We start from the raw sequence: 11,216 nt of genomic DNA, 5'->3' as shown, positions 1-11,216 counted from the left end.
CGCCGGTCCGCTCGCCTCAGCGCGCAACTTGCAAGCCGAGGAACGCGCCGACCTCCTCCGTGAAGGCTTCAGGGATCTGAAGCTGAGGAACGTGGGCGCAGTCCGGCAACATCACGAACCTGGCATCCGGCAGCCCGGCGGCGAGTTCGCGCGCCATGGCAGGCGGGGTTGCCTCGTCATGCTCGCCGACCAGCACCAGGACGGGGACGCGCACCTCGGACAGCCGTCCGCGCAGGTCGAGGCCGGCGAGCGCCGCGCAGGCGTCCTGGAACACCGCGAGATCGGTGCGCAGGAAGGCGGCGCGCCGCTCTGCCATCAGGTCCGGATGCGCGGCCTGGAAGGCGGGCGCGAACAGGCGTCGCATCGCCGTGTCGGCGATGGCCGCCAGACCCTTCTCGCCGGCGGCCCGCGCCATGCCGCGGAAGGCCTCACGCCCCGGCTCGGGGAAGCAGGCGCCGCAATCCGCGAGGACGAGGCGGTCGAATAGGCCCGGGTGGCGCAGGGCGCAGAGCAGCAGCACGAAGCCGCCGTACCCGTTGCCGAGGCCGACCGTCGGCTGCCCGTCCGCCGCTTCGCGCACGGCCTGCGCCACGCGGTCGGCGACGGCCTCGAGCCCGCCCGGCGCCGGCGCGGAGCCGCCGAAGCCGGGCAGGTCGGGAATGAGGATCCGGAAATCCCGGCCGAGCGCGGGCGCGACGCGGTCGAAGCTCGTCGCGTCGGCGAGCAGCGAATGCAGCAGCACCAGGGGCGGCCCCTCGCCGGACGCCGTCACCGCCACCTGTCCGTTCGCGACCATCGACTGCATCCAGACCCCCTTCTTGCCGGTTCGATCGGCGGCTTCAAACCGCCGACGCATTCGATCAAGCGGCATAAACTCGGTTGACGTGATATTTCACGAATGGCAGCATGGATCAACTGAAAGGCGATCTGTGCTGCTCCGAGACAACATCTACGCGGCGATCCGCGCCGACATCCTGGCCTGCACGCTGCGGCCGGGCGCGGAGATCCGCGAGCAGGAACTGGCCCAGCGCTATGCCGTGAGCCGCCAGCCGGTCCGCGAGGCGTTGCTGCGCCTGGAGCGCGAGCGACTCGTGACGGTTCACGCACGCCAGGGATATCAGATCAACGCGATTTCCGTCTCCGACGCGCGCGATCTGCTCCGCATGCGCCTCGCGCTGGAGCCGGCCTGCGCGGCCGAGGCGGCGGCCGACGCGCCTCAGGCCGTCCTCGACGCCCTCGACGCCTTCCGCACGGTCGCCGAGGGGGCCGACTTCATCGCCGAGAACCGCGCCTTCCACATCGCCCTGGCCGAGGCCTCTGGGAACCGGCGCATGGCCGCCACCGTGCGCGACCTCGTCGAGCAGGCCGACCGGCTCGTCCGGGTCAGCCTCGACGGCATCCGCGGGCGCGATCCGGCGCAGCTCGTGGACGAGCACGCCGCCATCATCGACGCCGTGCAGCGTCGCGATGGGCGGGGCGCGCGGCGCCTCGTGCGCGCGCACGTCGCCCAGGCCGAGCGCCGCATCCTGACCGCGCTGGAGCGCAGCGCGGTCATCCTCTGAACCAGCGCCGGCGGGGCCCGCGGGCCGGCCGCGCGGCGCGACGCGAGACGGGAGAGACGCCATGAACATGCGCGAGCCGGCACCGGCGATCGAGACCCGGGGCAACTTCATCGACGGGCGCGAGGTCGAGGCCGGGGACGGCACGCTGATCGACGTGCGCAACCCGGCCACGGGCGCGGTCATCGCCCGCATCCCGAACTCGGGGCCGCCCGATGTCGACCGGGCGATGCGCTCGGCCCGCGCCGCCTTCGAGGGCAAGGACTGGGGCGGCATGGACATCCGGGCCCGCGCGCGCCTGGTGAACCGGCTCGCGGACGCCTTCGAGGCCAACCTCGACACGCTCTACCGGCTGGAGACCACCAACAACGGCCGGCCGGTCAACGAGACCCGGGCGCAGCTGTCGCGGCTGCCGGACTTCTTCCGCTACTTCGCGGGCGTGGCGCTGGCGCGGCGGGACGACGTGATCCCGGTCGAGGGCAACTACCTCAACTACACCCGCCGCACGCCGATCGGCGTGGTGGCGAACTGCACCCCGTTCAACCACCCGCTGATGATCCTGTGCAAGTCCCTGGCGGTGGTGCTCGCCACCGGCTGCACGACGGTCGTCAAGCCGTCCGAGTACACCCCGCTGACCACCCTGAAGCTCGCGCAGATCTTCACCGAGGCCGGCCTGCCGCCGGGTGTGTTCAACATCGTGCTGGGGCTCGGCGCCTCCACCGGCAAGGCGCTCGCCGAGCACCCTGACATCAACAAGCTCGTGCTCACCGGCGGCACCGAGGCCGGCCGGATCGCCGGCTCGGCCGCCGCGAAGGTCTTCGCCCACCAGACCATGGAGCTCGGTGGCAAGACCCCCGTGATGGTGTTCGACGATTTCGATGTCGAGCGGGCGGTGAACTACGCCGCCTTCGGCGCCTTCATCGGCGCCGGCCAGACCTGCGTGTGCGGCAGCCGCCACCTCGTCCAGGCCTCGATCTACGACGAGTTCGTGGAGCGGCTCGCCGCCAAGACCGCCGCGATCCGCCTCGGCGACCCCTTCGACCCGGCGACCCAGCTCGGGCCGGTGATCTCCGAGCGCCAGCGCGACCGTGTGCTGGCCTACGCCGGATACGGCCGCGACCAAGGCGCCCGCGCGGTCGCGGGCGGGCAGGCGGCCCGGGTGCCGGGCTTCGAGGGCGGCTACTTCGTGGAGCCCACGGTGTTCGCCGACGTCACCGCCGACATGCGCATCTTCCAGGAGGAGGTGTTCGGGCCCTTCACCAGCGTCACCCGCTTCGAGGACGAGGCCGACGCGCTCCGGCTCGCCAACGACTCGCCCTTCGGCCTCGCGGCGGCGGTCCGCACCCGCGACGTCGCCCGCGCCCACCGGGTGGCCCACGCGGTCAAGGCCGGCATCGTCTGGATCAACGACCATCACCGCCTCGACCCGGCCTCGCCCTGGGGCGGCGTGGGTGACAGCGGGCTCGGCCGCGAGTGCGGCATCGAGAGCTTCAACGACCATTTCGACGTGAAGAGCATCATGGTCGCCACCGGCGACGGGCCCTTCGACTGGTACCGCGACACGGCCGGCCAGCGCCGCCTGAACTGACGATCCGACGGCGTGGGGGGAGGACACGTCCGCGCCAGACGGACACCCCTTCCGCGCCGGTTCCGCATTCCGGAGGGAAACGCCCCATGTCCGAACCCGTGAGCCCGGCGGTCAACGCCGGAGGCCGCCTCGACCGCCTGCCGATCGGCCCGTTCCACCGCCGCATCATGTGGCTGATCGGGATCGGCATGTTCTTCGACGGCTTCGACATCTACATCGCCGCCACCGTGCTGGGCTCGACGCTGAAGAGCGGCTTCTCGACCCTGCCGCAGAACGCGTGGTTCGTCTCGGCGACCTTCGTGGGCATGATGGCCGGCTCGTTCCTCACGGGCTTCTTCGGCGACCGCTACGGCCGGCGCTTCACCTATCAGGCCAACCTCCTGGTCTTCGGCCTCGCCGCCATCGGCGCCGCCTTCGCGCCGAACATGACGGTCCTGATCATCCTGCGCTTCATCATGGGCGTCGGCCTCGGGGCGGAGAACGTGGTCGGCTACTCGACCATGACCGAGTTCGTCCCGGCCCGGGCGCGGGGGCGCTTCCTCGGCCTGATGGCGGTGTTCGTGGTGACGGGCCTGCCGGCGGCCTCGCTCGTCGGATACCTCGTGATCCCGGTCTTCGGCTGGCGGGCGATGTTCGCGCTGGGCGGCCTGGGGGCCTTGGCCGTCTGGTACGCCCGCAAGAGCCTGCCTGAGTCGCCGCGCTGGCTCGAGGCCGTGGGCCGCCACGCCGAGGCCGAGGCGCTGATGCGCACCATCGAGGCGGAGGCCGCCCGCGGTGCGCCCCTGCCACCGGCCGCCGCGCTGGCGCCGGTGCCGCAGCTCGGTCTCGCCGCCCTGTTCCGGCCGCCGCTGCTGTCGCGGCTTCTGCTGGGCTGCCTGTGCCTCGTGGTGATCAACACGCTGCTCTACGGCTTCGTGACGTGGCTGCCGACCTTCTTCATCCGGCAGGGCCTCTCGGTGGCGACCTCCTTCGGCTACGCGCTGCTGATGGGCCTCGGAGCGCCGGTGGGGAGCGCCATCGGCGCGCTGACCGCCGACCGCTGGGGCCGGAAGCCGACGATCATCGGCGCCTCGGCGGCCGCCATCCTGTTCGGCATCCTCTACCCGATGACGTCGGATCCGGTCCTGCTGCCGCTCGTCGGCTTCGGCCTGACGGTGCCGATCTACGTGCTGGTGGCGCTGCTCTTCGGGATCTACATCCCCGAGTTGTTCCCCACCGAGGTGCGGCTGCGGGCGTCGGGCCTGTGCAACACGGTCGGGCGCGGGGCGACGATCGTGACGCCCTTCCTGGTCGTGAGCTTGTTCGAGGCCTACGGCATCGCGGGCGTGACCGGCCTGATGATCGGGCTCCTGGCCATTCAGATCGTGGCGGTCGCCGTGTTCGGCGTCGAGCCGCGCCGCCAGAGCCTGGAGAGCCTGGAGCCCGGCCTCGCGCCGGCCGAGGACGGCGCGGGTTCCGGGGCACGCAGCGCGGTGCCGCGCCCGATCGCCTGAGCGCCGCACGGGCTTTTGCCGTTCCGGCGCCGCGCGGCGCTCCGGAACGGTGGCGGGGTTCGGCCCGCGGGACGCATCAACACGTTCGAAGGCGAGACTTCCGATGCGCACACCACACCGCAGGCCTCTGGGCTGGGTCCTGGCCGCCGCCCTGTTGGTCGCCGGCCTGTCGCCCTCCGCGGCGCACGGACCGAACGACCCGCCGCATCGGCTGGAGCCGCTCGGCGACCTGCCCCTGGAGAGCGGCGAGACCATCCGGGACTTCGCGATCTCCTACGTCACCCACGGGACGCTGAACGCCGACAAGTCCAACGCGATCTTGATGACGACGGCGATTGGCGGCAACCATCACCGGATCGACTTCCTCATCGGTCCCGGCAAGGGCCTCGACACCGACAAGTACTTCGTCATCGCCACCGACGCGATCGGCAACGGCCTGTCCACGAGCCCGAGCAACAGCGCGAGCCAGCACGGCACCGCCTTCCCACACTTCACCATCCGCGACATGGTGGAGAGCCAGAAGCGGCTCCTCGACCGCCTCGGGATCACCCATCTGGTGGCGGTGGCGGGCGCCTCGATGGGCGGCATGCAGGCTTTGCAATGGGGCGTGAGCCACCCGGGCTTCATGGACGCCCTGGTGGCGCTCACCCCGATGGCGCGCACCGCCCCGTGGTCGATCGCCGTCAACGAGGCGACCCGCAAGGCGCTGATGCTCGACCCCGCCTTCAAGGACGGCGCCTACGACCGGCAGCCCGAGCAGGGCTGGCGGCTCCGCGCCGACATCCTGCAGGTGCTGGCCGCCCGGACGCCGGAGGCCCTGCGCCGCATCGCTCCGCAGCCTCTCGAGATCCTGCCCTGGATGCGCGCCCAGGAGGAGGCGGTGCTGAAGGCCGGCTTCGACGCCAACGACTGGATCGCCCAGACCTGGGCCTACGACCGCCACGATATCGGCCAGACCCCCGGCTTCGGCGGCGATGTCCGGAAGGCGCTCGCCGCGATCCGGGCCCGCACGCTGATCCTCACCGGCGGCAACCTCGACCTGTACAATCCGGTCGAGGAGGCGCGCGAGGCCGGCGCCTTCATCCCGCAGGCGAGCGTCGTCGCCGTGCCGTCCGTGCAGGGCCACACCACGGCCACGGCGACCAAGGCCGCGGACGTGGAGTTTATGAACCGGACGGTCCGGGATTTCCTGGACGCGGGCGCGCCGCGCGCCCGCTGAGACAGCGAGGGATCAGGCGATGATCGGACAGACGGCGATCGCGCTCGGCGCGGCTCTGGCGGCGCTCGCCGCCGGGCCTGCGGCTGCGCAGCAGCAGGCCGCGCCGCTGCAGGTTCCGGCCAAGTCCGTGCCGGTGCCCGCCGATGTCAGCCCGCAGATGGGCAAGATCATCGGCATGCCGCTGCGGACGAACTGGGACATCCACCCGAAGGACGGCGCGGCCTGGAAGCCCGTCGCCGAGGCCGGTGCCGAGGCGCTCCGGAAGCTCGTCCCCGGCATGATCGAGCGCCTGCACGTCAAGGTCGAGCGCACGACGATCGACGGGGTGCGGGCCTTCATCGTGACCCCCGAGGTCGTCCCGCCGGAGAACCGCGACCGGGTCCTCGTCCACGTCCACGGCGGCTGCTACGTGCTCAACCCCGGCGAGGCCGGCCTGCCGGAGGCGCTGTTCATGGCCGGGTTCGGCCATTTCAAGGTGGTCTCGGTCGACTACCGCATGCCGCCGGAGGCCGTCTATCCGGCCGCCCACGACGACGCCATGACGGTCTGGAAGGCCGTGACGCGGACGACGGACCCGCGCAAGACCGCGATCTTCGGCACCTCGGCCGGCGGCGCACTGACCCTCGCCCTGGTGCTGCGGGCGAAGCGGGAGGGGCTGCCGCTCCCCGCCGCCATCGCACCCGGCACGCCGATGTCGGACACCACCAAGGTCGGCGACAGCTTCGTGACGAACGCCATGCTCGACAACGTGCTCGTCTCGCCGGACGGCTTCTGCGACGACGGCGCCAAGGTCTATGCGGACGGTCACGACCTCAAGGACCCGATGCTCTCGCCCGTCTACGGCGACTTCAAGGGCTTTCCACCCGCCATCCTGACCACCGGTACCCGCGATCTGCTGCTCTCGAACACCGTGCGCGTGCATCGCAAGCTGCGCGAGGCCGGCGTGGAGGCCTTCCTTCAGGTTGGGGAAGGGCAGTCCCACGCCCAGTATATCCGGGACGACACCGCGCCGGAGACGCGGGCGGTGTTCGAAGAGATCGCGCACTTCTTCGACAAGCATCTGGACCGCTAGGGCACCATCCGAGCGTGATGAAACGGCTGGCGAGGTGAAGGGTTGGTCGGCGAAGGAGAGCGCCAGTCGGTGGTGTGAGCGCTTCGCCCGTGAGGGCCACGTCGCGTCCAACCCGATGGGCGGCGATCAGCGCTCGCACCGGACGGATCAAGGTGCAGGCCGCTCTGATCGTCTCCCTCTACGAGGCGCAGCCCGGCATCGACCTGCCACGAACTCCGTGCGGCTCTGGCCGAGCATGGCATCTGCGTGGCCCAGAGTAGCCTCTCGCGCTCCTTCAGGCGCCACGGCATTTCGCGAAACAAAGTACGGGCCACGCGGCCGAGCAGGACCGGGAGGACGTGAGAGCTGCGCGCGATCCGGGTCGAGGGCGAACCCGCCCTCGACCCGGATCGCCTCGTGTTCATCAACGAGACCGCAGCCAACGCCGCCATGGCCCGACTACGGAAACAACCGCTGCTGCCGAGGTCGCCGATCCTGAGCGTGACGAGATCGCAACCTCGCAGCTTACTATCAATGGCAAGGTCGAGCATCGCCCGATCGCGCATGCCCTGTTCGCGGTCGAGCCAAAACCGGATGGCCCAGACCTGCTGAGTCTTGAGGGGGCGCTTAGCGCCGAGCTTGCGGCCCGCGTTCCAGGCCAGCCGTCCTTTCGTGGCGGATCATCTGCAGCGTGTCCCATTGTCTGTCTCCTCGCCGGCTCATGCCGACAAGGCGAGGAGACACCCGAACCGATGCTCCGGAGATGGGTGGCATAAGCAGACGTTCCGCAGGCGACTTATGCCAGCCGCCTGGCGCGACGAGAGTGCTCCTTCAAAGCAGCCGCTCGTCAGGTGTCCGGCAACTTCGGCTCGTGATCAACGCGCTTCGCGGCTACGTTCGCTCTGGGGTGTCGGCTGCCGAGATGCGGATGGGCTGAGGAGTTACCCGAGGCGAACTTTAGTCCAGGGCTCACGAGGGGAATCAGGACCTTCCGAGTGGGAAAGCATTTAATGCCGTGGCGCGGCCAAAAGCGCTGCTGCACGTTCCCGGCCTGTCATCGTCACAAAACAGCAGTCATCGTATTCGCATAGAGGAGCCCGCATGAGGTTGTGAATTTAGCGGAGTGCGACGCAAGCGTCGCTAGGCGCACGGCTCGTGTCGCGCGAGAGCGACTATAGACGCTCGATGCACGCGATAGGTGTATTCGTGAAATACGAAACCCGAGCATCCGCTGGAAATGTCTCAGCCCATTTGGCAATTCTGCCGGGCTGCGCGTGTCAACCAAATACCGCACCTTATGATTGGACAGTCGCTCAACTACGGCTTGATGAAGTATATATCGAGCATCTGAATGCTGTTGGGCCTTTCCAAGGGAAATGAATTTCTGGAGAAGAGCAAATTCCCCGTCAGTCGGTGTAATGGCAACCGTTAGTGGCTCACCATTATCGTCGAATGCTGCGGTCCACAAACCAAATCCTACCAGTGCGACGCAATCCGCGCGATCATTCCGGTGAAATTGACTGCAATTATTTCTTTCTGCCCGATTAACTAACTCAGACAGATATTTCTGCTGCTTTAAATCAGTAACCTCTCGACATGTGACGCCTGATTTCAATGCAGAACGCACTTTTCTGCGAAGTGTTTGCTTGCTTGAGCCCAAGCTATATTCGGATGAGATCGGAGGTATCGACAGGACGCAGGCTCCTGTTTTGCCCAAGCGAAATAATTTTGCCAAGCAAATCCGCTCTAAGGATTCTCTGATGGCAATCCCTTCAGGGCCGTCACTCAAGGAGGCTTGTAGGGGCGGAAGTCTATACATGCATCTTACGGCCTGCAGGGTCAGCCTTAGATGCGCTGCAAGGTAGAATGGAATTTTTAGATTGGATTTATTGGCGCTTTCCCAAAAATCGGAGAGCCATTTCTCGCAAAACTCAACCGTCATCATTCTTCACGCCGTCGCTCACGGATTCGTGATATGAGTCGCCGAGATGATGTCCATTGTCAATCGTGTTGCGTATTTGCTACTGCGTCACGCGCCGCTTAGGGTAGACTAAAGCAGCCTCATTGCCAATGATCATAACTAATACTGCTAAGGCGATTATTAGATATTTTTTTTAAATATTTTGATACTGATGTTATCGATTTATGTAAATTTGCAGCATATGTCGTCGACATCATCTTGAATGGACCGAACCGCATCGCTTGCGTTGCTGTGTGGAGAATAATGACCGGATGAATTTGTCTTCACTGGGAATGAATCTCCAAGAGGTCCTTTTGTCGCTTGGCGTGGTGGAAAATCGATTGGGTAAGCGCTGATGCGTCGATAGCGCGTGCCCCCTGGGAGCCGATCTGCGCAATCCCATAACCTTCGCGCTGTCCGTCCGCCACGCCCTTGAGGCTGGCGACATCGGCGGATTGCACGCTGGCCAGACCGAATTCGCTCGATACTGCTTCGGGTCGAGACTGGCCGCGGAGACCGGATGCCTGCTTCGAGCCATTCGCGGAACTACCTTGGCCTTGCGATGGGTCGCCGGTAGTGTCCCCTGGCGTGGTGTAGCTCGCTGAGAGGCACCACGATCACCGGCTTGGGCCGGGAGGATCAGGCTGCCAGGGTGGGCAGGCTGACGAGAGGATCATCGCCGATTAGGGCGATGCTTTCCAGAGTGATTAACGGGCTCGCTGAACGGCCCATTCGTCGTCCTGTTCCAGCAGGATTGCGCCCACAAGGCGGGTGATGGCCGCCTCATTGGGGAAGATGCCGACGACCTCGGTCCGGCGCTTAATCTCGTTGTTCAGGCGCTCCAGCGGGTTCGTGCTGTGGAGCTTGACCCGGTGTGTGGCCGGGAAGCCCATGTAGGCCAGCACGTCCGGCTCGGCCTCGTCCATCAGCGCTTCGAGCTTGGGGACCTTGGGCCGGAGTTGATCGGCGACGCGCCGCCACTGGAGCCGGGCCGCCTCGGCGTCATCCTGGGCGAACGCCGTGGCGATGAAGGCGGAGACGACACGCCGCCCGCCGCGCCCGGCATGGGCGAGCACGTTGCGCATGAAGTGGACACGGCAGCGCTGCCAAGTCGCGTTCATGACCTTGGCCACTGACGCCTTGATGCCCTCGTGCGTGTCCGAGATGACCAGCTTCACGCCGCGCAGCCCCCGGTGAGCGAGCTTGAGGAGAAAGTCCGTCCAGAACGTCTCGGCTTCGGAGGGGCCGACATCCATGCCGAGCACCTCGCGACGGCCGTCGCCGTTGACGCCCACCGCCACGATCACAGCGACAGAGACGATGCGGCCGTTGACCTTGCCCCCTGTTTGCCCTCGTTCATAACCAGAGTCCGTTCTGGTTCTGGTCCTGTCGGGACCGGGCTGCAAACGCGTTTGGGGTGAGCCCGCCGAGGCTCGTGTGCGGGCGGCAGGTGTTGCAGTCGACCCGCCACGCCTCGATGATGGTCCGGGCCGCTGACAGGCTCCGGAAGAGATGCTCGTTCAGGCACTCGTCGCGCAAGCGCCCGTTCAAGCTTTCGACAAAACCGTTCTGCTGCGGCTTGCCGGGGGCGATGTCGTGCCACTCGACCGCATTGCTCCTCCTGCCAGCGCAGGATGGCATGCGAGGTCAGCTCGGTGCCGTTGTCCGAGACGATCATCAGCGGCTTGCCTCGGCCCTGGATGATCCGGTCGAGTTCGCGCGCGACCCGCTGTCCAGACAGCGACGTGTCGACCACCAGGGCCAGACACTCCCGCGTGCAGTCATCGACCACGACGAGGATGCGGAAGCGGCGCCCGTCGTCGAGCGTGTCGGAGACGAAGTCGAGGCTCCAGCGCTGGTTCGGCTCCTGCGGCACCGCGGCCGGCGCTCGCGTGCCCAGTGCTCGCTTGCGACCCCCGCGCTTGCGCACCGACAGCCGTTCCTCTCGGTAGAGCCGGAAGAGCTTCTTGTGGTTGAGCGTGAGGCCCTCCCGCCGCAGCAGAATGAGCAGGCGTCGGTAGCCGAACCGGCGGCGCTCGCCGGCCAGGCCGCGCAGGCGTACCCGCACGGCCGCGTCGTCGTCACGGGTCGAGGCGTAGCGGTACGTCTTCGGCTCCAGGCCGATCAGCCTGCAGGCGCGACGCTGCGAATAGCCCTTCTCCTCGATGGCCCAGCTCACGGCTATTCTCCGTGCGCCGGGCGTCAGAAGTTTTCTCCCAGCGCCTCACGCAGCGTCGCTACGTCGAGCATCGCCTCGGCCAGCAGCTTCTTGAGCTTGCGGTTCTCTTCGTCGAGCGCCTTGAGGCGGCGCGCGTCCGAGACCTCCATGCCGCCGAAGCGCGAACG

Annotated in this window: 7 protein-coding genes and 4 pseudogenes; 6 read left to right on the top strand and 5 right to left on the bottom strand. The window is 67.5% G+C overall.

The window, feature by feature from the left end:
• Positions 1-16 precede the first annotated feature (16 nt).
• Positions 17-805, bottom strand: coding sequence for an alpha/beta fold hydrolase (locus ACLBX9_RS06370; RefSeq protein ID WP_010684738.1), 789 nt, complete (start codon positions 803-805; stop codon positions 17-19).
• A gap of 124 nt (positions 806-929) precedes the next feature.
• On the opposite strand from ACLBX9_RS06370, the gene ACLBX9_RS06365 reads away from it, so the two are divergent.
• From ACLBX9_RS06365 to ACLBX9_RS06340, 6 genes and pseudogenes are all read left to right on the top strand, one after another.
• Positions 930-1,562: a GntR family transcriptional regulator gene (locus ACLBX9_RS06365; RefSeq protein WP_447718310.1), complete on the top strand. Its 633-nt coding sequence runs from the start codon at positions 930-932 to the stop codon at positions 1,560-1,562.
• Positions 1,563-1,623: 61 nt separating this feature from the next.
• The gene (locus tag ACLBX9_RS06360) at positions 1,624-3,147 is read left to right on the top strand and encodes an aldehyde dehydrogenase (RefSeq protein WP_010684740.1); all 1,524 of its coding nucleotides are present in this window, start codon (positions 1,624-1,626) and stop codon (positions 3,145-3,147) included.
• An 86-nt stretch (positions 3,148-3,233) separates the two neighbouring features.
• Positions 3,234-4,640: an MFS transporter gene (locus ACLBX9_RS06355; protein WP_447718309.1), complete on the top strand. Its 1,407-nt coding sequence runs from the start codon at positions 3,234-3,236 to the stop codon at positions 4,638-4,640.
• Between the two features lie 103 nt (positions 4,641-4,743).
• Positions 4,744-5,859 carry an alpha/beta fold hydrolase gene (locus ACLBX9_RS06350; RefSeq protein WP_447718308.1) on the top strand — a complete coding sequence of 372 codons (1,116 nt, stop codon included), beginning with the start codon at positions 4,744-4,746 and terminating at the stop codon, positions 5,857-5,859.
• A 19-nt stretch (positions 5,860-5,878) separates the two neighbouring features.
• Positions 5,879-6,931, top strand: coding sequence for an alpha/beta hydrolase (locus ACLBX9_RS06345; RefSeq protein WP_447718307.1), 1,053 nt, complete (start codon positions 5,879-5,881; stop codon positions 6,929-6,931).
• 58 nt (positions 6,932-6,989) lie between these two features.
• Positions 6,990-7,369, top strand: a pseudogene (locus ACLBX9_RS06340) (IS630 family transposase); the annotation flags it as partial.
• Here ACLBX9_RS06340 and ACLBX9_RS06335 read toward each other — a convergent pair.
• The 4 genes and pseudogenes from ACLBX9_RS06335 to ACLBX9_RS06320 form a co-directional block, all read right to left on the bottom strand.
• Positions 7,360-7,610 (bottom strand): annotated as a pseudogene (locus tag ACLBX9_RS06335) (integrase); the annotation flags it as partial. The pseudogenes ACLBX9_RS06340 and ACLBX9_RS06335 overlap by 10 nt on opposite strands.
• A 360-nt stretch (positions 7,611-7,970) precedes the next feature.
• The gene (locus ACLBX9_RS06330; RefSeq protein WP_447718306.1) at positions 7,971-8,855 is read right to left on the bottom strand and encodes a hypothetical protein; all 885 of its coding nucleotides are present in this window, start codon (positions 8,853-8,855) and stop codon (positions 7,971-7,973) included.
• A 654-nt stretch (positions 8,856-9,509) separates the two neighbouring features.
• A pseudogene (locus tag ACLBX9_RS06325) lies at positions 9,510-10,198 on the bottom strand (IS256 family transposase); the annotation flags it as partial.
• A 28-nt stretch (positions 10,199-10,226) separates the two neighbouring features.
• Positions 10,227-11,216: pseudogene (locus ACLBX9_RS06320) on the bottom strand (IS3 family transposase); the annotation flags it as partial.

The sequence above is a fragment of the Methylobacterium sp. A49B genome, assembly GCF_053346215.1.
This window is presented reverse-complemented; position numbering and strand designations above follow the sequence as displayed.